Annotated in this window: 22 protein-coding genes; 16 read left to right on the top strand and 6 right to left on the bottom strand. The window is 72.5% G+C overall.

Annotated elements, in window-relative coordinates; translation table 11 throughout:
* Positions 1 to 33 precede the first annotated feature (33 nt).
* The 5 genes from ACFY8U_RS23520 (at position 34) to ACFY8U_RS23540 (ending at position 5,161) form a co-directional block, all read left to right on the top strand.
* Positions 34 to 675: an SCO2322 family protein gene (locus ACFY8U_RS23520; RefSeq protein WP_389573298.1), complete on the top strand. Its 642-nt coding sequence runs from the start codon at positions 34 to 36 to the stop codon at positions 673 to 675.
* The gene (locus ACFY8U_RS23525) at positions 672 to 1,769 is read left to right on the top strand and encodes an energy-coupling factor transporter transmembrane component T (RefSeq protein ID WP_389573175.1); all 1,098 of its coding nucleotides are present in this window, start codon (positions 672 to 674) and stop codon (positions 1,767 to 1,769) included. The genes ACFY8U_RS23520 and ACFY8U_RS23525 overlap by 4 nt, the downstream gene beginning before the upstream one ends.
* Complete coding sequence (locus tag ACFY8U_RS23530; protein ID WP_389573178.1) at positions 1,766 to 3,607, top strand: ATP-binding cassette domain-containing protein; 1,842 nt, start codon at positions 1,766 to 1,768, stop codon at positions 3,605 to 3,607. The genes ACFY8U_RS23525 and ACFY8U_RS23530 overlap by 4 nt, the downstream gene beginning before the upstream one ends.
* The gene (locus tag ACFY8U_RS23535) at positions 3,604 to 4,452 is read left to right on the top strand and encodes an ECF transporter S component (RefSeq protein ID WP_389573180.1); all 849 of its coding nucleotides are present in this window, start codon (positions 3,604 to 3,606) and stop codon (positions 4,450 to 4,452) included. The genes ACFY8U_RS23530 and ACFY8U_RS23535 overlap by 4 nt, the downstream gene beginning before the upstream one ends.
* A gap of 307 nt (positions 4,453 to 4,759) precedes the next feature.
* Positions 4,760 to 5,161, top strand: coding sequence for a transglycosylase SLT domain-containing protein (locus ACFY8U_RS23540; protein WP_361593586.1), 402 nt, complete (start codon positions 4,760 to 4,762; stop codon positions 5,159 to 5,161).
* Between the two features lie 164 nt (positions 5,162 to 5,325).
* Here ACFY8U_RS23540 and ACFY8U_RS23545 read toward each other — a convergent pair whose 3' ends face one another.
* Complete coding sequence (locus ACFY8U_RS23545) at positions 5,326 to 6,495, bottom strand: steroid 3-ketoacyl-CoA thiolase (protein WP_389573184.1); 1,170 nt, start codon at positions 6,493 to 6,495, stop codon at positions 5,326 to 5,328.
* A gap of 334 nt (positions 6,496 to 6,829) precedes the next feature.
* Between ACFY8U_RS23545 and ACFY8U_RS23550 the strand changes: the two genes are divergently transcribed.
* The 5 genes from ACFY8U_RS23550 (at position 6,830) to ACFY8U_RS23570 (ending at position 10,931) form a co-directional block, all read left to right on the top strand.
* Positions 6,830 to 8,077: a cytochrome P450 gene (locus tag ACFY8U_RS23550; RefSeq protein ID WP_389573187.1), complete on the top strand. Its 1,248-nt coding sequence runs from the start codon at positions 6,830 to 6,832 to the stop codon at positions 8,075 to 8,077.
* Positions 8,078 to 8,274: 197 nt separating this feature from the next.
* Positions 8,275 to 9,375, top strand: a complete 1,101-nt coding sequence (locus ACFY8U_RS23555; RefSeq protein WP_389573189.1) for a DUF2330 domain-containing protein — start codon at positions 8,275 to 8,277, stop codon at positions 9,373 to 9,375.
* Positions 9,372 to 10,046 carry an O-methyltransferase gene (locus ACFY8U_RS23560; protein WP_389573192.1) on the top strand — a complete coding sequence of 225 codons (675 nt, stop codon included), beginning with the start codon at positions 9,372 to 9,374 and terminating at the stop codon, positions 10,044 to 10,046. The genes ACFY8U_RS23555 and ACFY8U_RS23560 overlap by 4 nt, the downstream gene beginning before the upstream one ends.
* A 55-nt stretch (positions 10,047 to 10,101) precedes the next feature.
* Positions 10,102 to 10,419, top strand: a complete 318-nt coding sequence (locus ACFY8U_RS23565; protein WP_361593594.1) for an antibiotic biosynthesis monooxygenase — start codon at positions 10,102 to 10,104, stop codon at positions 10,417 to 10,419.
* Positions 10,416 to 10,931 carry a GNAT family N-acetyltransferase gene (locus ACFY8U_RS23570; protein ID WP_389573196.1) on the top strand — a complete coding sequence of 172 codons (516 nt, stop codon included), beginning with the start codon at positions 10,416 to 10,418 and terminating at the stop codon, positions 10,929 to 10,931. The genes ACFY8U_RS23565 and ACFY8U_RS23570 overlap by 4 nt, the downstream gene beginning before the upstream one ends.
* Positions 10,932 to 11,108: 177 nt before the next feature.
* Here ACFY8U_RS23570 and ACFY8U_RS23575 read toward each other — a convergent pair whose 3' ends face one another.
* The gene (locus ACFY8U_RS23575) at positions 11,109 to 13,163 is read right to left on the bottom strand and encodes a DHA2 family efflux MFS transporter permease subunit (protein WP_389573199.1); all 2,055 of its coding nucleotides are present in this window, start codon (positions 13,161 to 13,163) and stop codon (positions 11,109 to 11,111) included.
* A gap of 423 nt (positions 13,164 to 13,586) precedes the next feature.
* Positions 13,587 to 14,276 carry a hypothetical protein gene (locus ACFY8U_RS23580; RefSeq protein WP_389573304.1) on the bottom strand — a complete coding sequence of 230 codons (690 nt, stop codon included), beginning with the start codon at positions 14,274 to 14,276 and terminating at the stop codon, positions 13,587 to 13,589.
* Positions 14,277 to 14,337: 61 nt separating this feature from the next.
* Between ACFY8U_RS23580 and ACFY8U_RS23585 the strand changes: the two genes are divergently transcribed.
* Both ACFY8U_RS23585 and ACFY8U_RS23590 read left to right on the top strand, forming a co-directional pair.
* Positions 14,338 to 14,550 (top strand): peptidoglycan-binding domain-containing protein, encoded by a 213-nt coding sequence (locus ACFY8U_RS23585; protein ID WP_361594150.1) that lies wholly within the window; start codon positions 14,338 to 14,340, stop codon positions 14,548 to 14,550.
* A gap of 240 nt (positions 14,551 to 14,790) precedes the next feature.
* Complete coding sequence (locus ACFY8U_RS23590) at positions 14,791 to 15,441, top strand: HAD-IA family hydrolase (protein ID WP_389573202.1); 651 nt, start codon at positions 14,791 to 14,793, stop codon at positions 15,439 to 15,441.
* A gap of 35 nt (positions 15,442 to 15,476) precedes the next feature.
* Here ACFY8U_RS23590 and ACFY8U_RS23595 read toward each other — a convergent pair whose 3' ends face one another.
* Positions 15,477 to 16,217: an ABC transporter permease gene (locus ACFY8U_RS23595; protein ID WP_389573204.1), complete on the bottom strand. Its 741-nt coding sequence runs from the start codon at positions 16,215 to 16,217 to the stop codon at positions 15,477 to 15,479.
* 253 nt (positions 16,218 to 16,470) lie between these two features.
* On the opposite strand from ACFY8U_RS23595, the gene ACFY8U_RS23600 reads away from it, so the two are divergent.
* From ACFY8U_RS23600 to ACFY8U_RS23615, 4 genes are all read left to right on the top strand, one after another.
* Entirely contained in the window at positions 16,471 to 17,133 is a 663-nt protein-coding gene (locus ACFY8U_RS23600; RefSeq protein ID WP_389573207.1) for an HNH endonuclease family protein, read from the top strand.
* A gap of 88 nt (positions 17,134 to 17,221) precedes the next feature.
* A complete protein-coding gene (locus tag ACFY8U_RS23605) occupies positions 17,222 to 18,976 on the top strand; it encodes an alkaline phosphatase D family protein (RefSeq protein WP_389573210.1) in 1,755 nt (584 codons plus the stop codon).
* 184 nt (positions 18,977 to 19,160) lie between these two features.
* Positions 19,161 to 19,670, top strand: a complete 510-nt coding sequence (locus ACFY8U_RS23610) for a DoxX family protein (RefSeq protein WP_389573212.1) — start codon at positions 19,161 to 19,163, stop codon at positions 19,668 to 19,670.
* A gap of 124 nt (positions 19,671 to 19,794) precedes the next feature.
* Positions 19,795 to 20,406 carry a DedA family protein gene (locus tag ACFY8U_RS23615; protein WP_389573301.1) on the top strand — a complete coding sequence of 204 codons (612 nt, stop codon included), beginning with the start codon at positions 19,795 to 19,797 and terminating at the stop codon, positions 20,404 to 20,406.
* On the opposite strand, the gene ACFY8U_RS23620 is transcribed toward ACFY8U_RS23615, so the two are convergent.
* Entirely contained in the window at positions 20,366 to 20,614 is a 249-nt protein-coding gene (locus ACFY8U_RS23620) for a DUF2277 domain-containing protein (RefSeq protein ID WP_361434831.1), read from the bottom strand. The two genes, ACFY8U_RS23615 and ACFY8U_RS23620, sit on opposite strands and share 41 nt — an antisense overlap.
* A gap of 137 nt (positions 20,615 to 20,751) precedes the next feature.
* Positions 20,752 to 20,976, bottom strand: a complete 225-nt coding sequence (locus tag ACFY8U_RS23625; protein WP_361434832.1) for a hypothetical protein — start codon at positions 20,974 to 20,976, stop codon at positions 20,752 to 20,754.
* Positions 20,977 to 21,062: the final 86 nt, after the last annotated feature.

Raw genomic sequence — 21,062 nt, forward strand, 5'->3', positions numbered from 1 at the left:
GGGCTCCTCGGCGCCGCGGCCGGCGTCGCCCTGATGCTGGCCGCCGCCGCTCCCGCCGAGGCCGCCGGCTACCGGTACTGGTCGTCCTGGGAGAGCGACGGCGGCGGGACCTGGGCGTACGCGACGCAGGGCCCGGCGACCGCCCGGCCGTCCGACGGCGAGGCCATCGGCTTCCGCTTCGCGGTCAGCAAGGACAGCAGCGACGCCGCCCGGCCCACCCCCGCCCCCGACTTCGCAGGCGTCTGCGGCGGTACGGAGGAGAAGGCCGGCACCAAGCGGGTGGCGGTCGTCGTCGACTTCGGCACGCCGCAGGACGCCCCGCCGGGCGAGGCCCCGCCCCGGCCGCCGGTGAAGACCGGCTGCGCCCAGGTCCGCGAGGACGCCACGAGCGCGGATGCGCTGGCAGCGGTGGCGAAGCCGCTGCGGTACGACAGCGCAGCCCTGCTGTGCGGGATCGCCGGCTACCCGGCGAAGGGCTGCGGCGAGCAGGTGGCGGAGACGAACCCGCCGTCCGGTGAAGGCCGGCCCGACAGCGATCTCGCGGTGACGGCCACCCCGGCGCCGGAGGCCAAGGGTGACGACGACGGGGGGCCCTCCGTCGGGATCGTCGTGGGCGGAGCCGCGGTGCTCGTGCTCGGAGGCGCCGCGGTCTGGAAGGCCCGCCGACGCGCATGATCCGTGCCCCCGAGGCGAGCCGCTCGAACGCCCTGCACGCGGGCGCCTGGTGGCTCTGGGCGCTCGGCCTCGCCGTCGCCGCCTCCCGTACCACCAACCCGCTGCTCCTCGGCCTGATCGTCGCGGTCGCGGGCTACGTCGTCGCGGCCCGCCGCACGGACGCTCCGTGGGCCCGCTCCTACGGGGCGTTCGTGAAGCTGGGTCTGTTCGTGGTGGCGCTGCGGGTGGTGTTCTCGGTGCTGCTCGGTTCGGCGATCCCCGGGACGTACGAGCTGTTCACGCTGCCCGAGGTGCCGATCCCGGACTGGGCGCAAGGGGTGCGGATCGGGGGCCGGGTGACGGCGGAGCAGGTGGTCTTCGCCGTGTACGACGGTGCCAAGCTGGCGACCCTGCTGATCTGCGTGGGCGCGGCGAACGCGCTCGCCAACCCGGCGCGGCTGCTCAAGTCGCTGCCGGGCGCGCTGTACGAGGCGGGGGTCGCCGTCGTCGTGGCGATGACCTTCGCGCCGAACATGGTGGCCGACGTGGTGCGGCTGCGGACGGCCCGGCGGCTGCGGGGGCGGCCGACGGGCGGGGTACGGGCGGTGCTCCAGATCGGGCTGCCGGTCCTGGAGGGCGCGCTGGAGCGCTCGATCGCGGTGGCGGCCTCGATGGACGCCCGCGGGTACGGCCGTACGGCGCAGGTGCCTCCGGCCGTGCGCCGGACGACGAACGCCCTGACGCTGGGCGGGCTGCTCGGGGTGTGCGCCGGATCGTACGGACTGCTCGCGGCGCAGGGCGCGGGGTACGGGCTGCCGCTGGTCGTCGCCGGTCTCGTCGCGGCCATGGCCGGGCTCCGGCTCGGCGGCCGCCGGGCGGTACGGAGCCGGTACCGGCCGGACGCGTGGGGGGCGCGGGCCTGGCTGGTCGCCGGTTCGGGCGTGGCGGTGGCGGCGCTGATGATCTGGGCGAACACGTACGCCTACGAGGCGTTGCACCCGGGCGTCGTACCGCTGGTCGCACCGGAGCTTCCGGTGTGGCCCGCTCTGTCGATCCTGGTGGGCCTGGTGCCCGCGTTCGTGGCCCCCGTGCCCGTCTCCAAGGAGTCTTCGTGATCCGGTTCGAGAACGTCTCGGTGACGTACGGCGCGGGCGAGCCGACGCTCCGGGACCTGGACCTGACGGTCCCCGAGGGCGAACTGGTCCTGCTGGTGGGCCCGTCGGGCGTGGGCAAGTCGACGCTGCTCGGCGCGGTCTCGGGGCTCGTGCCGCACTTCACAGGCGGCACACTGAAGGGCCGCGTGATGGTGGCGGGCCGGGACACCCGTACCCACATGCCGCGCGAGCTGGCGGACGTGGTCGGCACCGTCGGCCAGGACCCGCAGGCCCACTTCGTCACGGACACGGTCGAGGACGAGCTGGCGTACGGGATGGAGTCCCTGGGCCTGGCGCCGGCGGTGATGCGGCGGCGGGTCGAGGAGACCCTGGACCTGCTCGGGCTCGCGGAGCTGCGCGACCGTCCGATCGCGACGCTCTCGGGCGGGCAGCAGCAGCGGGTGGCGATCGGTTCGGTGCTGACCCCGCACCCGAAGGTCCTCGTCCTCGACGAGCCGACGTCCGCGCTGGACCCGGCGGCGGCCGAGGACGTCCTGGCGGTGCTGCAGCGCCTGGTCCACGACCTCGGTACGACGGTCCTGATGGCGGAGCACCGCCTGGAGCGGGTGGTCCAGTACGCGGACCAGGTCCTGCTGCTTCCGGACGGGGTCATGGGCCCGCCCGCCGAGATCATGGCGGTCTCCCCGGTCCACCCCCCGGTGGTGGCACTGGGCCGCCTGGCGGGCTGGAGCCCGCTCCCCTTGACGGTCCGGGACGCCCGCCGCGCGGCGGGCCCGGTCCGGGCCCGTCTGGAAGCCCGGACTCCGGCCGGGGGCCTCCGCCCCGACGCCTCGGCGTCTTTGTCTCCTGCGACCCCCGGCGCATCACCTGCCACCCCCGGCGCGTCACCTGCCACCCCCGGCGCTCAGGCGCCCGCCGGCCCCGGGGAGCAGCAGTCCGCCGCCCTCGGTGAGCAGCGAGCCGCCGGCCCCGGAGCGGACCGGCCGTCCGCCGGCCCCCGCCAGGCTCTCGGGAAGGGGAGGGATGGGGGAATCTCCCTGTTCCGACGGCGCCCGCGCCCCCTGCCCGACGCACCCGCGCCCGCCCCCCACCACCTCGTCGACGTCCGTGCCCTCGGCGTCCGCCGCGGCCGGGTCGAAGCGCTGCGGCGCGTGGAGCTCAAGGTCGACGCGGGTGAGACCGTCGCGCTGATGGGACGCAACGGCGCCGGCAAGTCCACGCTGCTCAACGCGCTCGTCGGCATCGTCCCGCCCACCTCCGGCACCGCCCTCGTCGCGGGCCACGCCCCGCACCGCACCGACCCCCGCGAGATGATCCGTCACGTCGGTCTCGTGCCGCAGGAGCCCCGTGACCTGCTGTACGCGGACACCGTCGGTGCCGAGTGCGCGGCCGCCGACGCCGACACGGGCGCCGCCCCCGGCACCTGCCGGGCTCTGGTCTCCGAGCTGCTGCCGGGCGTGGCGGACGACACCCACCCTCGTGACCTGTCCGAGGGCCAGCGCCTGGCGCTGGCCCTCGCGGTCGTCCTGACCGGCCGCCCCCCGCTCCTGCTCCTCGACGAGCCGACCCGCGGTCTCGACTACGCGGCCAAGGCCCGCCTCGTCGCCCATCTGCGCGAGCTCGCCGCCGCGGGCCACGCCATCGTGCTCGCCACCCACGACGTGGAGCTGGCGGCCGAGCTGGCGCACCGGGTGGTGATCCTGGCGGGCGGCGAGGTCGTCGCGGACGGCCCGACGGCCGAGGTCGTCGTCTCCTCACCCGCCTTCTCCCCGCAGGTCGCCAAGATCCTCGCCCCGCAGCCCTGGCTCACGGTCGAGCAGGTGAGGGAGGCGTGGTGAGCAGAGGACCCGTACGTCTCGGGCCCCGCTCGATCGCGGCGCTCGTCCTGGTCTCCCTCGTCGGGGCGATGGCCGTCGCCTGGCCGCTCTTCGCGGACGGTGCCTCGGCCGTCACGAACCACGCCGCCGACGCCCCCTGGCTCTTCGCCGCGCTGCTGCCGCTGCTGATCGCGGTCGTGGTCGCGACGATCGCCGACTGCGGGATGGACGCGAAGGCGGTGGCGATGCTGGGCGTCCTCGCAGCCGTCGGCGCCGCGCTGCGGCCGCTCGGCGCGGGGACGGCGGGCCTGGAGCCGATGTTCTTCCTGATGGTGCTGAGCGGCCGGGTCCTCGGGCCGGGCTTCGGTTTCGTCCTCGGGGCCGTCACCATGTTCGCGTCCGCCCTGCTCACGGGCGGTGTGGGCCCCTGGATGCCGGTGCAGATGCTGGCCATGGGCTGGTTCACCATGGGCGCGGGTCTGCTGCCGGGCGCGGCGCGGGACGGGGTCCGGGGCCGGGGCGAGCTGCTGATGCTGTCGGTGTACGGGTTCGTGGCGGCGTTCGCGTACGGCACCGTCACCAATCTGTACGGCTGGGTCACGGTGGGCGGCCTCGGCACCGGGATCTCGTTCCAGCCCGGGGAGCCGGCGCACGAGAACCTGGTCCGCTTCCTGGCGTACGTCGTCGCCACCTCCCTCGGCTGGGACCTCGGCAGGGCCGCCCTCACCGTCGTCCTGACGATGACCGTCGGCGGCACCCTTCTGAAGGCGCTCCGGCGGGCCACGCGGCGTGCGAACTTCGAGGCCCAGGTCACATTCGAGGGCCCGGAAGTGCCGCTCCGGGGTGAGGCGCCCCACAGGACGTAGGTCACGTACGACGTGGAATAGGAGAGGGTCAGACCCTCCCAAATCCCCCCATAGTCCGCCTTGACCTGCGACAACACCCGAGCGCCCACCCCCGGGCCGTTCGGCGCGGATCCGACTCCGCTTCGTACAGGGGGTCGTTGCGGCGGTTTCCGAGGCCTGCTTGTCTGGTGGACGTCGCCAGGCAAGCAGCGTTCAGCGCAGCGCCTCGGACAGGCCGATTCCCCGCAGGATCCGGGTTCCCCGGGCTCTGGTTCCGGCTTGCCGAAAACGTCCGGCGCGCCCCATGTCCCCGACGTTAGGTCGATTCGTGTTCCGCTCGCTCTCCACTCGTGTCTCGTCCCGCAAGAAGACCTTCGCCGCCACCGCAGCCGTGCTGCTCGGCGCCTCGGGTGCGGTTCTCGGCACGACGTCCACGGCCTCGGCCGCGACCCCGCAGGAGATCGCGAAGAAGATCGTTCCGGCTTCGCAGTACCAGGCCTTCAGCAAGATCGTCTCCCACGAGTCCGGCTGGAATCCCTCCGCCACCAACTCGTCCAGCGGCGCCTACGGCCTGGTCCAGGCCCTCCCGGCCTCGAAGATGTCTTCGGCCGGCTCGGACTGGAAGACCAACCCGGCCACCCAGATCAAGTGGGGCCTCAACTACATGAACGAGCGCTACGGCTCCCCGAACGCCGCCTGGGCGTTCTGGCAGGCCAACGGCTGGTACTAAGAGTCACCCCCCAGCCGCCGATAGCCGCGCACCCGCCAGGCCCCGCCCTCCGCACGGAGGGGCGGGGCCTGCGGCGTTTCCGGAGCGGCCGGCCCGGCGGCGTCTCCCGAGCGGCCGGCCCGGCGGCGTTTCCCGGGCAGCCGGCCTGGCGGCGCTTTCGCGCCCTACAGCCGCTGGATGATCGTGCCGGTCGCCAGCGCCCCGCCGGCGCACATCGTGATCAGCGCGAATTCCTTGTCCGTACGTTCCAGCTCATGCAGGGCCGTGGTGATCAGACGCGCCCCGGTCGCACCCACCGGATGCCCGAGCGCGATGGCGCCGCCGTTGACGTTGACCTTGTCGAGGTCCTGGTCGAAGACCTGCGCCCAGCTCAGGACGACCGAGGCGAAGGCCTCGTTGATCTCGACGACGTCGATGTCCCTCAGCGACATCCCCGCCTTGCCGAGCACGGCGCGCGTCGCGTCGATCGGCCCGTCGAGGTGGAAGTGCGGGTCGGATCCCACGAGGGCCTGGGCGACGATCCGGGCACGGGGCCTGAGCTTGAGGGCGCGGGCCATCCGCCTGGACGCCCACATCAGCGCGCACGCCCCGTCGGAGATCTGGGAGGAGTTCCCGGCGGTGTGGACGGCGGTCGGCATGACGGGCTTGAGCCGGGCCAGCGCCTCCATGCTGGTGTCGCGCAGCCCCTCGTCACGGTCGACGAGCCGCCACATGCCCTGCCCCGCGGCCTGCTCCTCCTCGGTGGTCGGGACCTGGACGGCGAAGGTCTCGCGCTTGAACCGCTCCTCGGACCAGGCGATCGCCGCCCGCTCCTGGGAGAGCAGGCCGAGGGAGTCGACCCGCTCGCGGGTCAGGCCGCGGTGCCGGGCGATGCGCTCGGCGGCTTCGAACTGGTTGGGCAGGTCGACGTTCCACTCGTCCGGCCAGGGCTTACCGGGCCCGTGCTTGGATCCCGAGCCGAGCGGGACGCGGGACATGGCCTCGACACCGCAGCTGATGCCGATGTCGATGACGCCCGAGGCGATCATGTTGGCGACCATGTGGCTCGCCTGCTGCGAGGAACCGCACTGACAGTCGACGGTGGTGGCGGCGGTCTCGTAGGGAAGGCCCATGGTGAGCCAGGCGTTGCGCGCGGGGTTCATGGACTGCTCGCCGGCGTGGGTGACGGTACCGCCGACGATCTGTTCGACGCAGTCGGCGTGGATGCCGGTGCGGCCGAGGAGTTCACGGTAGGTCTCGCCCAGGAGATAGGCGGGGTGGAGATTGGCGAGCGCGCCTCCACGCTTGCCGATGGGGGTGCGTACTGCTTCGACGATGACGGGTTCCGCGGCCATGAGCTCGTCCTCTCCTCGCCCGGGCGGGGTGTCCCGGCACTCCGCGACGCGGGCGGTACGGGGAACTAGTACGCGTTCTAGTTCTGAGTGAAGTCTTATGACTGCTACCGCCGGTACGCAAGGGTCGTGCACGCACCCGCGTGCACCGATCGCAGGCAACAGTTCCCGTCGCATGCCTTGCGACTTGTAGAACCCGTTACTACCTTGCGGGCATCTTCTGATGGACCGTCAGACTTTGGACGTCCCGTCAAGCATGCCGTCAGACATACCCGCCCGGACACGCCGCCAGGCACGCCGTCCGGCACCGGTGTCCCAGACATGGAGTGTGTTGCCGATGCCCTGCCCTCACCTCCCCGAAGGGTTCGACGCCACCGATCCCGATCTGCTCCAGAGCCGCATACCCTTCCCGGAGTTCGCGTCGCTGCGGCAGACGGCACCCGTCTGGTGGTGCCCCCAGCCGCGCGGCATCACGGGCTTCGACGACGAGGGCTACTGGGCCGTCACCCGGCACGCCGACGTCAAGTACGTCTCCACGCACCCGGAGTTGTTCTCCTCCACCGAGAACACGGCCGTCATCCGCTTCAACGAGCACATCACCAGGGACCAGATCGAGGTCCAGAAACTGATCATGCTCAACATGGACCCGCCGGAGCACACCCGCGTCCGCCAGATCGTCCAGCGCGGCTTCACCCCCCGCGCGATCCGGACACTGGAGAACGCCCTGCGCGAGCGCGCCCGGAAGATCGTCGAGGAGGCGAAGCGGAACGCGGGCGACGACGGCTCCTTCGACTTCGTCACCCAGGTCGCCGTCGAGCTGCCGCTCCAGGCGATCGCCGAACTCATCGGCGTACCGCAGGAGGACCGTGCCCGGATCTTCGACTGGTCCAACAAGATGGTCGCGTACGACGATCCCGAGTACGCCATCACCGAGGAGATCGGCGCCGAGGCCGCCATGGAGCTCATCGGCTACTCGATGAACCTGGCCGCCGAGCGCAAGGAGTGCCCGGCCAAGGACATCGTGACCCAGCTCGTCGCCGCCGAGGGCCAGGGCAACCTCTCCTCCGACGAGTTCGGCTTCTTCGTGCTGCTGCTCGCGGTGGCCGGCAACGAGACCACCCGCAACGCCATCAGCCACGGCATGCACGCCTTCCTCACCCACCCCGAGGAGTGGGAGCTCTACAAGCGGGAGCGGCCTGCGACCGCCGCCGAGGAGATCGTGCGCTGGGCGACCCCGGTGGTCTCCTTCCAGCGGACCGCCACCCAGGACACCGAGATCGGCGGTCAGAAAATCCGGCGGGGAGACCGGGTCGGACTCTTCTACTCCTCCGCCAACAACGACCCCGAGGTCTTCGAGAACCCCGAGACCTTCGACATCACGCGCGACCCGAACCCGCATCTCGGCTTCGGCGGCGGAGGACCGCACTTCTGCCTCGGGAAGTCGCTCGCGATCAACGAGATCGATCTGATCTTCAACGCGCTCGCGGACGTGCTGCCCGATCTGACCCTGGTGGGCGAACCGCGGCGGCTGCGGGCGGCGTGGCTGAACGGGATCAAGGAGTTGCGGGTCCGGGTCGGCTCCTGACGAACGCCCCCGAAGGACGCGGCCGGCAGACGCTCCTGACAGACCGGAAGGCGGGGGTTCCATCCCCCTACGCCCAGAGCCCCCGCCTCCCGCCCCGCCCGCCCCGCCCGCCCCGCTCCGAGGCTTTCGGCGCCCGGAACCGGAATCTCCCGGGCCGCGTCTGATCGCACATGCGGGGGACACACAGAATTCTGGCCATGATCGTCGCGCTGCTCGCGCTCCAGCTCGGCTCGCTGATCGCACCGGCGTACGCCTGCGGCTGCGGCGCCATGATCCCGGACCGGAACCAGCAGATCGGCGTCGACCGGGAGACCTCGGCCGTGCGCTGGGACGGCCGTACGGAACAGATCGTCATGCGGTTCACCGTGCGCGGGGACGCCGAGCGGGCGGCCTGGATCATGCCCGTACCCGGCCGGGCGGACGTGACGCTCGGCGACGCGGCGCTCTTCGACGCGCTGGAGGACCTCACCCGGCCCGCGTACGAGGACCGGCACTACTTCTGGCCGCGCGGCGACGACTGGCCCTTCGACCTCGACAACTCGGACACCGACGGAGCCGCCGCTCCCGGGAGCGGCAGGTCGGACGTCGGTGTCGTCGGGCGCGAGCGGCTCGGCCCCTTCGACGTGGCGCGGCTGACCGCCACCGACCCCAAGGCGCTGAGCGGCTGGCTGGAGACGAACGGTTTCGAACTCCCCGAACGACTGGCGACCGAACTGACGCCGTACGTCGAGCAGAAGTGGGAGTACGTAGCGGTACGGCTCGCGCCCGACGCCACCGGCACCACCACCGGCACCAGCACCAGCACCAGCACCAGCACCACGCTCCAGGGCGAGCTGACCCCGCTCCGGATCAGCTTCGCCAGCGACCGGCTCGTCTACCCGATGCGGCTCTCCCGACTGGCGAAGACCCCGCAGTCCCTCGGCCTGTACATCCTCGCCGACCACCGCATGGAGCCGCGCGACGACATCGGCGGCGACCGGCCGGAGGTGAGGTTCGCGGGCGAGATCGAGGGGACGCAGCGCGACTCCCTCGCGTCGCTCACCGGCGGCCGCCCGGTCTATCTGACCGCCCTGGACCAGTCGTTCCCCGTACCGTCGCTGATCGACGGCGACCACGAACTGCGGACGGTCGCCGACACGCCGTACCGGGAGGTGATCTACACCGACCGGCTGCTCACGGTCGGCGACGGGATCCCGGTCTGGCTCCTCACCGTCTCCGGCGTGCTGCTCGCGGCGGGCGGGACGGTCGTGGCGATCCGCGTACGGCGGCGGAGCCCTGCGGTACGTTCGGCCGCATGACCCAGGATCAATGGACCGCCGTCGACCGCTACTTCACCGATCTGCTCGCCCCGGCGGACGACGCGCTCGCCGCCACCCTCGCCGACTCCACGGCCGCCGGACTCCCCGAGATCGCCGTCGCGCCCAACCAGGGCAAGCTTCTGAACCTGCTCGTCACGATGTGCGGCGCGCGCTCGGTCCTGGAGATCGGCACGCTCGGCGGCTACAGCACGATCTGGATGGCCAGGGCGCTGCCCGCCGACGGCCGGATGATCTCGCTGGAGTACAACCCGACCCACGCGGACGTGGCTCGCGCCAACATCGCCCGTGCCGGGCTGGAGAAGGTCGTCGAGGTCCGGACGGGCGCGGCCCTGGACACCCTGGCCGAGCTGGAGACCGAGGGTGCGGGACCGTTCGACTTCGTCTTCATCGACGCCGACAAGGTGAACAACCCGAACTACGTGGTGTGGGCGCTGAAGCTCTCCCGTCCCGGCACGGTCATCGTCGTCGACAACGTCGTGCGCGGCGGTGCGATCCTCGAAGCGGAGGCGGAGACGGACGACCCTGCGATCACCGGCACACGCGCGATGTTCGAACTGGTCTCCCGCGAACCCCGGTTGGATGCGACAGCGCTCCAGACGGTCGGCGTGAAGGGTTACGACGGGCTGCTGCTGGCCCGGGTCGTGGCGTGACGGACACACCGCTCCTGTGACGCGGCCGGTCCGGGCCGGTCATATCCTGCCCTTCATGAGCATCGTGAAGATCAACGTACTGACCGTCCCGGCCGAGCAGCGCGAGGTCCTGGAGCAGCGGTTCGCCTCGCGCGCCGGGGCCGTGGAGGGCTCGGACGGCTTCGAGTGGTTCGAACTGCTGCGGCCCGTCGAGGGCACCGACCAGTACCTCGTGTACACCCGCTGGCGCAGCGAGGAGGACTTCCAGAACTGGATGTCCGGGTCCATGAAGGCCGCGCACGAGGGCGGCGGCGCCGGGGAGCGGCCCAAGCCGGCGGCCAGCGGCTCGACGCTCTGGTCGTTCGAGGTCGTCCAGCAGGCGTCCCCGAAGTGAGCGGTTCCACCACGGGGGGCTGGGCCTTCGCGCCCGAGGACGTCCACACGGAGGACGCGACCGCCCTGCGCCGGGACTACTACGACGACGTGGCGAGCCGCTACTGGAAGCGGCCGGCGACCCGGGCCGAGATAGACGAGGGCCTGACGAACGACGGCGTGGAGCTGCTCGCCCCGCCGACCGGACACTTCCTCGTGGGCCGCTACGACGGGAAGCCGGCCGCCTGCGGTGGGGTGCTGCTGCTCGACGAGGACCGCGCCGAGCTGACCCGGATCTTCCTGCGCCACGCCTTCCGCGGCACGGGCGGCGCCGGGGCCCTGCTGCGGAAGCTGGAGGACGCGGCGCGTGACCTGGGCGCGCGGCGGATGGTCCTCAACACGCGCCTGGACCTGGTCGAGGCCCGCGGCCTGTACACGCGCCACGGGTACGCGGAGATCCCGGCGTACTGCGAGGGCCCCTACATGGACGTCTGGTACGGCAAGGACCTCCAGCGCGAACGCGCTCAGGCGTGACGGGCGCTCGGGCGTGATCGTCGCTCAGGCGTGATCGTCGCTCAGGTATGACGGACGCTCGGGTGTGACGGTCGCTCAGGCGTGACGAACGCTCAGGCGTGACGAACGCTCAGGCGTGATCGTCGCTCAGGCGTGACGGACGCTCAGGCGTGATGGTCACTCCAGCGTGACGGACGCTCAGGCGTGATGGTCGCGGGGCGGCTCGGGCGAGTACGGCCGCTCCGCGTCCGAGCCGCTCAGCTCGGCCGTCAGCTCCTCCACCAGCTGGACGAGATCGGTGGGCCGGTCCGGCCCCCACCAGTCGCCGAGCAGCTCGGCGAGCGACTCCTCGCGCGCCTTGGCCAGCTGTGTCGCGGCCGCGAGTCCTTCCTCCGTGAGGACGAGCTGCAGCCCCTCCCTGCGGGCCAGACGGCGCTCCTCGATCTGGCGGGACGCCGCGGTGATGGCCCGTAGAGGTACGGGGGTGGTCTCCGCGAGCCGGGCGGGTTCCACGGTCCCGTGGCGGCGGATCCGCAGCAGCAGCCAGCTCGCGGCGGGCAGCAGATCGAGCCCGGCCTTCGCGGTGATCTTCTCGTAGACCGCCTTGCGCCCCTCGCGCGAGCCGAGTACGGACAGGGCCCGGGCGCACTCGTCGTACGAGGAGCGCTCCACCGGGTTGGAGGCGAGGGTCTGGCTGGCGTCGGGGGCGGTGACCGAGCCGCGCAGCTTGTCCTCCTTGAGGAACCAGGCGACGACGAAGGCGACGAGGACGACCGGCGCGGCGTAGAGGAAGACGTCGGTGATCGAGGTCGAGTAGGCGTGCACGACCGGCTGCTGCAGCTCCGCCGGAAGGTCGGAGATGGCGCGCGGGTCGGCGGCGATCTGATCCGGTCCGGTGCCCGGCGGCAGCGTCTGCCCGGCGAGGGCGGCGTCGAGTTTGATGTTGAGCCGGTGGGTGAAGATCGTGCCGAAGATGGCGACGCCGAACGAGGCTCCGATGGAGCGGAAGAAGGTCGCGCCGGAGGTGGCGACACCCAGGTCCTGGTACGAGACGGCGTTCTGCACGACCAGGACGAGGACCTGCATGACGAGGCCGAGTCCGACGCCGAAGACGAAGAAGCAGGCGCTCGTCTCCCAGGTCGAGCTGTTCTCCGTCAGCTCGTTGAGCAGCAGCAGCCCGAGGGCCGTGATGCCGGTGCCGGCGATCGGGAAGACCTTCCAGCGCCCGGTGCGGGAGACGATCTGGCCGGAGACGGTCGAGGTGATCAGCATGCCGAGGACCATGGGCAGCATGTGGAGGCCGGAAACGGTCGGGGTGACGCCCTGGACGACCTGGAGGAAGGTCGGCAGATAGGTCAGCGCGCCGAACATCGCGAAACCCACCACGAAGCTGATGACCGAGACGAGGGTGAAGGTCCGGATCCGGAAGAGCTTCAGCGGCAGGACGGGCTCGGCGGCGCGCCCCTCGACGTACACGAACCACACCAGGAGTACGGCTCCGAGAACGGAGAGCCCGATGATCTGCGGGGAGTTCCAGTCCCACGTGGTGCCGCCGAGGGAGGCGACGAGGACCAGACAGGTGGCGACCGAGGCGATGAGGAGCGTACCGAGGTAGTCGATGGTGTGGCGGGTGGAGCGGGCCGGGATGTGCAGCACGGCGGCGATCACGAAGAGGGCGACGATGCCGATCGGCAGGTTGATGTAGAAGACCCAGCGCCAGGAGAGGTGCTGGGTGAACAGCCCGCCGAGCAGCGGGCCGAGGACGCTGCTCGCTCCGAAGACCGCACCGAACAGCCCTTGGTACTTGCCGCGTTCCCGGGGCGACACGAGGTCGCCGACGATGGCCATCGACAGGACCATCAGGCCACCGCCGCCGAGGCCCTGGAGAGCACGGAAGCCGATGAGCTGCGGCATGTTCTGGGCGATGCCGCAGAGGGCGGAGCCGACCAGGAAGATGACGATGGCGCCCTGGAAGAGTTTCTTACGGCCGTACTGGTCGCCGAGCTTGCCCCACAGGGGCGTGCCCGCGGTCGACGCGAGGATGTACGCGGTGACGACCCAGGACAGGTGCTCCATGCCGCCGAGCTCGCTGACGATGGTCGGCAGGGCCGTGGAGACGATGGTCTGGTCGAGTGCGGCGAGCAGCATGCCGAGCAGCAGCGCTCCGATCGCGACCATCACACTGCGGTGGCTCCGCCCGTCCCCGGGCGCCGGGCCACCGCTGGGGTCTGCCGCGCGTACTTCCTGGGCCATGGGCATCTCCTCGGGTCCGTTCCCCTCCCCATCCTGATTGGAATGTCCGGTTATGGCCTGCGGAAGGGCACGGCTGTTCCCCTGGTGGAGGACGACGGCCGAAGTGCGGGCTGCATAATCGCTGCCAGGTGAACTGGGGAGGGGCCTAACTGTGGTCGGACACGTCTGTCCTGAATGCGGTGTACACAGACCGCGCTGCGCGTGTGTCGAGGCGGAGATAGCCGCGGCGGAGGATTTCGATCCGCTGCGGATCCGTCCGTACGTGACGCTGTCGTCGCCCGCCGAACAGGGGAACCCGCCGACGGCCCCGCCGACGGTCCCGGCCCCTCCGGGGGCGGGTTCGGGGGCGGAAGCGGGCGCGGGGCCGGGAGCGGGAGCTGGGCCGGCCGCCGGGCCGGAAGCGGGACCGCAGCCGGGAGCAGGTCAGCGCCCGGAAGCGAGCGCTGGGCCAGTCGCCGGGCCGGGCGCGGGGCCGGAAGCGGGCCCTGGGCCGGCCGCCGGGCCGGAAGCCGGTCTGGAACGGGCCTCCGGCCCGGGAGCGACCTCGGGAGCGACCTCGGGACCGGTCTCCGGCCCCGGAGCGGCCCCGGGACCGACCTCCGGACCCGACTCGTTCTCGGGACCGGGCTCGGTCTCGGGCTCGGGACCGGTCTCCGGCTCGGGCTCGGCCGAAACGGCGCCCCTGCTCCTGAGCGGGATCGCGGCGGAGGCCCAGGCGTACGACATCGAGTACGACACGGAGTACGGGTCGTACGAACCCGAGCGCCCTGCCACCCGCCGGCGCGGCGCGCTGGTGGCGCTGGCGGCGGCGGTCGCGGTCGCCGTGGTCGCCACGGCGGCGGTCGCGGGCGGGCTGCTCGGGGACGGGAACGAGTCGGACGACCGGGCGGCCGCGCCCACGCTCACCGCGAGCGCCTCGGAGAACGTCGCCGTGTCGGAGGCCCCGTCCTCACCGGCCTCCGCGTCCCCCTCGTCCGCCGCGGCATCGGCGTCCGCCTCGGCCTCACGTTCCACGTCACCATCGTCGTCGCCGTCCCCGTCCAGCCGTACGACGGAGGCGACCGCCACGACCACGGCCACCGCGCCGGCCGGGCCGCCGTCACCTTCGGCCACCCGGACCACTTCCGCACCGACGCGCACGCCCACGGTCGCCCCGATCGCACCGGCACCGACCCTGCGCTACGGGGACTCCGGGGCCGAGGTCGCGGAGCTGCAGCGGCGGCTCGAACAGGTGTGGGTCTACGACGGCCCGATCGACGGCGAGTACACGAGAGAGGTGCGGCGCGCGGTCGAGCGGTACCAGTCGTGGCAGGACATCGAGGAGGACGAGGAGGGCGTGTACGGGCCGGAGACGCGCCGCGCCCTGGAGGCCGTGACCACGGGCTGAGAGCACGTGCCGAGCGCACGGACTGAGCGCACGGGCTGAAGCACGGCCATGAGGCCTGCAAGGCCCGTGAGGTCCCTAGCCCCGTGAGGCCCGTGAGGCCCGTGAGGTCCGCGATGCGGGACGGATTGGCGCGGGAGCCCTTTCGTTTTGTATCGTCGAGGAACAAAGTGGCCCCGCCCGCACCCCCTGACCGGCGGGCGGGACCGCTCTGCTCTCCTCCCACCCCTCTGGAGACCCTTGATGACCGCGCTCACCACCCGCGCGCTGCTCCTCGACATGGACGGCACGCTCGTCAACTCGGACGCCGTCGTCGAGCGCTGCTGGCGCCGCTGGGCCGAGCGTCACGGCCTCGACCCGGACGAGGCGCTCAAGGTCGTCCACGGCCGCCAGGGGTACGCGACGATGGCCGTCCTCCTCCCGGACCGGCCCATGGAGCAGAACTACGAGGACAACCGGGTGATGCTCGCGGAGGAGACCGCGGACCTCGACGGCGTCGTCCCGGTCCCGGGCGCCCCGGCCTTCATGGCCGCCCTCGACGGCCTCCCGCACGCCCTCGTGACCTCGGCGGACGAGAAGCTCGCCCAGGCCCGGATGGGCGCGGCGGGGCTGCGGATGCCGGAGACCCGGGTGACGGCGGAGTGCGTCGGCGCGAGCAAGCCGGACCCGGAGGGCTTCCTCAAGGGCGCGGCGGAGCTGGGCTTCGACCCGGCCGACTGCGTGGTCTTCGAGGACTCCGAGGCCGGCATCCAGGCGGGCCGTGCGGCGGGCATGCGCGTGGCGGGCGTGGGCCCGCGGGCGGCGGCCTTCGCCCCGGACGTCCACGTCCAGGACCTCACGGCCATCACGGTGACGCCCCTCCAGGACGGCACCCTCAGCCTGACGTTCGCGTAACCCCGCACCCCGACCCGGCGGCCCCCGCCCCCCGGTCACCCCCGCGCGACCGCGCCCCTGGCCACCAGTTCCAGCACCACCGCCACCGCCACCGCCTGCACCACCATCAGCGCCACCAGCACGAACAGCTGGACCGCCCCCGCCTCCCACGGCGACGCACCGCCCAGCAGCATCCCCACGAACGCCCCCGGCAGCGTCACGAGGCCCACCGTCCGCGTCTGGTCGAGCCCCGGCAGCAGCGCGTCCGACGCCGCCGTCCGCGCCACCTCCAGCCGCGCCTCCCGTTCCGGCAGCCCGATCGCGAGCCCCGCCTCCACCTCGCCGCGCCGCGTCTCCAGCTCATCCAGGGCCCGCCTCCCGCCCAGGACCGTCGCGGTCAGCGCGCCGCCGATGAGGATGCCGGTGACCGGGATGAGGGCCACGCCCCGTACCGGCACGAGCCCGGTGAGCAGCAGCGTTCCGACCACCGGTCCGACCCCGGCCGCGATCGGCACCCCCACCCACCACCGCCCCCGCCCCGCCCCGGGCACGACGCGCCGGCCCGCGGTCCATGCCGCCACCCCGTACATCACCACCAGGAACACCAGCAGCAGCGGCAGATGCCGCATCACCCAGCCGATCACGAGCGACACCGCGACCAGTTGGACCGCCGCGCGCCCACCCGCGATCAGCGAGTCGCGGGGGCGCCCGAGCCGGGCGAACGCGACGACGCCCGCCGCTACGGCGAGCAGAACGGCGAGAACCACCCCAAAGGTGACGTTCACTTCCAGAAGCACGCACCAACCCTAGGGCCAGAAAACGGAAGTGTCGTTCCGTCACACCCCTTGATGTGACGTGCCCATGTCGTCACCCTGTTACCTGGCGCACCCCCAACCGCAACCTGGCGCCGCCACGATGACCGGGCCGCCGGGCACCCACCCGGCACGCACCGGGCACTCCACCCCGTACGCACCGGGCACCCGCCCGGGACGCGCGGGGCGATCGCCCGGGACGGCACGGCCAAGGTCCCCCCACCTCAAGGGAGTTCGCATGCTCGCCGCCAACGTCTACGCGCGTCGAATAGCCCGTCGCGCGACCGTGCTCGCCGCCACCGCCGCCCTCTCCGTCACCGGCCTCCTCGCCACCGCGCCGTCCGCCCAGGCAGCCATGCCCACGCCTGTCAGCGCGGCCGCCGCCCGTACCTACCTCGCCTCCCTCACGGTCAAGGCGGAAGGTTCCTCCTCCGGCTACAGCCGTGATCTCTTCCCCCACTGGATCACCCAGTCCGGCGCCTGCAACACCCGCGAGGTCGTCCTCAAGCGCGACGGCGTGAACGTCGTCCAGGACTCCAGCTGCGCCGCCGTCAGCGGCAGTTGGTACTCCGAGTACGACGGCGCGACCTGGACGGCCGCCGCCGACCTCGACATCGACCACGTCGTGGCGCTCTCCGAGGCCTGGCGCTCGGGCGCGAACGCGTGGACCACGGCCAAGCGCCAGCAGTTCGCCAACGACCTGACCCGCCCGCAGCTCATCGCCGTGACGGACAACGTCAACCAGGCCAAGGGTGACCTCGACCCCGCCGAGTGGATGCCGTCGCGCACCGCGTACCGCTGCACGTACGCCCGTGCCTGGGTGCACGTGAAGTACTACTGGGGCCTGAGCGTGGACTCCGCCGAGAAGAGCGCCCTGCAGTCCGTGCTGAACGGCTGCTGAGAACGCTTCCGTCGCACCTCCCTCGTTCCGTACCGTACGGGCGTTCCCTACCGAACGGGCGGGACGACGGAGGAGCGGGGAGAGATCGATGGCGGCCGGACTGAGGCTCGGACCAGTACTTCGGTACGTCGACGGGGTGACGGGCGACTCGGCGACGATCTGGGTCGAGACCGACCGCCCGTGCACGGCGGAGGTCCATGGCGCCTTCGGCGCCGGCGGCAGCACGCGCACCTTCCAGATCGCGGGCCATCACTACGCCCTGATCCCGGTGACCGGCCTGACTCCCGGCACGACGACGGCGTACGAGGTGCGGCTCGACGGCCGGACGGTCTGGCCGCCGGCCGACTCGCGCTTCCCGCCGAGCACGATCCGCACCCCCTCCGCCGGTGGCGACGTCAAGGTGGCGTTCGGCTCCTGCCGCTGGGCGTCGAAACCGGCGAAGGGGAGGGACCCGGTCGGTCCGGACGCCCTGGACACGCTCGCCACGCACCTCGCGCGGCAGCTCACGGCCGGCGCCCAGCCGGATGTCGACCAGCCGAATGCCGACCAGCCTGCCGCCGAACCGCCGGATGTCGACCAGCCGGACGTCGAACGGCCGGACGTGCTCGTGCTGTTGGGTGACCAGGTGTACGCCGACGAGACCTCGGCCGCCACCCGCCGATGGCTCGCCGCCCGTCGGGACCCGCGCGACCCGCCGGGCTCGGAGGTCGGGGACTACGAGGAGTACACCCGGCTCTACGACGAGTCCTGGGGCGACCCCGAGGTCCGCTGGCTGCTCTCCACGGTCCCCAGCTTCATGATCTTCGACGACCACGACGTGATCGACGACTGGAACACCAGCGCCGCCTGGCTGGCCCGGATGCGGGCCACGCACTGGTGGCGCGAGCGGGTGCTCAGCGGGCTGATGTCGTACTGGGTGTACCAGCACCTCGGCAACCTCTCCCCCGCCGAGCTGGCCACCGACGCGCTGTACGCCGAGATCCGGTCCGTCCCGGACGGCACGGACCTGCTGCGGCGGTTCGCTGCGGAGGCGGACGCCGACCCGGCCTGCGTGCGCTGGAGTTACCGCCGGGACTTCGGCCGGACGCGGTTGCTGATGATCGACACCCGGGCGGGGCGGGTCCTGAAGGAGGACGCGCGGGCGATGCTGGACCCGGCCGAGGCGGCCTGGGTGCGCGAACAGGCCCTGTCGGACCGGGGCTCGTACGACCATCTCCTTGTCGGCACCTCGCTGCCCTGGCTGCTGCCACCGCTGATCCATGACGCGGAGGCCTGGAACGCTGCCCTGTGCCGGGGTGAACGCGGCGGGCCGGAAGGGCGCTGGGCGCGGTTCGCGGAAGATGTGCGGCAGCGGGCGGACCTGGAGCACTGGGCCGCGTTCCCGTCGTCGTTCGAGGCCCTGACCCGGCTGCTCGCGGAGGCGGGCGCCGGCCCGGACGCGCCGGCGACGGTGTGCGTCCTGTCCGGGGACGTCCACCACGCGTACGTGGCGGAGCCGCACTGGCCCGACGAGCCGGCCGGGGGCGACGCGGGCATGCACCGGCCCGAGGCGCGGGTGATCCAGCTGACGTGCTCGCCGCTCCACAACGCGATCCCGCGCCCGGTACGCCTGGGCTTCCGCTTCGGGTGGAGCCGTGCGGGCAGCAGCCTGGGCCGCGCTCTCGCCCGCCACGCGCGCGTGGGCCGTCCTTTGATCGGCTGGCGCAGAACGGGCGGCCCCTGGTTCGGCAACCAGCTCATGACCCTCACGCTGCACGCCCGTTCCGCCCGTCTGACGCTCACCCAGGCGCGTCCGGACGGCCGCCTCGTCACCATCGACGAGCGCCGTCTGAGCGGGAGTTGACACCGCGGCGGGCAGGCCCGCCGGAGCGCCCACGCCTCGCGTGACACTCGACACAGATCGCCACGCGATCGAATGTTGAAGTTGCAAGTACTAGTGAGGGGTGCCTAACCTGACGTCCTCATCGGTTCCGTCCCCCCGCGTTCCGTTCCCCCGGGACCGACTCGACCGAAGGAGTCACACCCCCATGAATCCCCTGGCCAACCGCGTACAGCAGGCCCAGCCGTACGCGCTCGGGCTGTTCCGCTTCGTCATCGGTCTGCTCTTCGCCTGCCACGGCGCCGCCTCGCTCTTCGGCGTGCTCGGCGGTGCCGTCGGCGGCGGCACCGTCCCGGCCGGCACCTGGCCCGGCTGGTACGCGGCCGTGATCCAGCTCGTCGGCGGCGCCCTCGTGGCCGTCGGCCTCGGCACCCGTACCGCCGCTCTCCTCGCCTCCGGCTCGATGGCGTACGCGTACTTCAAGGTCCACCAGCCCGAGGGGCTCTTCCCCCTCCAGAACGGCGGCGAGAGCGCCGCGCTCTTCTGCTGGGCGTTCCTGCTGCTCGTCTTCACCGGGCCCGGCGCCCTGGCTCTCGACCGCCTCTTCGGCGCACGCGCGAAGCGGGCGGGTGAGCGGCCCGAGGGGCGGAACGAGGACCGGAGCGAGGATCTGCGCCAGGACCGGCGCGACGGCCGACGCGAGCCGGTCGGGGCGTAGGCCGAACGCCCGGCCTTCGGCTGAACGGGCAGGGGCCGGAGATCGCTGAGGCGATTTCCGGCCCCTGCCGGTTTTCGCTCCCCGCCCCCGCGTACGCTCTAGCGCTGTGAACGTGCTCGACAGCATGGGGTCACTGCAGTCACTGACCGCAGGCCCGTGGATCTACGCGGCGGTGGCCACGTCGGTACTGCTCGACGTCTTCCTGCCGGTGCTGCCGAGCGGGGTCCTGGTGATCACGGCCGCGACGGCGGCCGCGACCGCCACCGCGGCCTCCTCCGACGTGCCCTCCGTCCTTCCCCTTCTCCTCTGCGCGGCCACCGCCTCCGTGCTCGGCGACTTCGTCGCGTACCGGCTGGCCTGGAGGGGCGGGGCACGGCTGGACCGGGCGATCGCCCGCTCGCGCCGGCTGACCCGCGCGCAGGAACGTCTCGGCGTGGCCCTCGCACGCGGGGGCGGCCCGCTCGTGGTGATCGCGCGCTTCGCCCCGGCAGGGCGCTCGGTGGTCTCCCTGGGCGCGGGCGCGGCACGGCGCCGGATCGCGCACTTCCTGCCGTGGTCGGCGCTCGCGGGGGTGGCCTGGGCGGGCTACAGCGTGGCGCTCGGCTGGTTCGGCGGGCTGTGGCTGGGCGCGACCTGGTTCAGCGCGGGGGTCTCCGTCCTCGCGCTGTTCCTGGCGGGCGCCCTGGCGGCCTACGTCATACGGCGTCCGGCTGCGGCTCCCGCGCCGGCTTCCTGAGCCCGCGCACCTCGAGTCCGTCGAGAAGCCGGGCGGTCGCCGCGGCGATCTCGTCCACGGCCCGGTCGAACACCTCGACGTTGTGCGCGGCGGGTCTGTGGAACCCGGACACCTTGCGGACGTACTGCAGGGCGGCGGCGTGGATGTCGTCCTCGGTCGCCTCTTCGGGCAGAACCGGCGGTCGGAGAGTCTTGATGCTGCGGCACATGTCTCCAGTGTCGCGCGCCCCACTGACAACGCCCGGCGGCCGGCGCCCGGCTTCCGGCGCCCGGCTGCCGGCCGGAGCCCGAGCCGCAGCCCGCGTGCCGCAGAGGCGGGCCCGACGAGCCCGACGTGCGCGGCGGCTCAGCTCCCGATGCCGCGTCTGCTCCGTGCGTTGATCTCGGCGGCGCGGGCCCGCAGCTCCCTCATGGGCGTGGCGAGCTGGACGTCGCCGGGCTGGGCCTCCCACTCGCGACCGCCGTTGACGGGCCGGATCAGAAACCGGCCGGCGACGCTGTCCACGTAGAAGCCGACCCGCCCGGTGGCGGTGTCGCGTACGAGGTCACCGACCTCGGGCAGTGGCTGCACGAATCCCCTCCGTCCCGGAATTCCAGTTCTCTAGAGATACACCCAGAGAAACCCGACCGCTCCCCTCTGTCAACGTATCTCTAGAG

It is taken from the genome of Streptomyces sp. NPDC012508 (genome assembly GCF_042902595.1).
GTDB lineage: Bacteria > Actinomycetota > Actinomycetes > Streptomycetales > Streptomycetaceae > Streptomyces.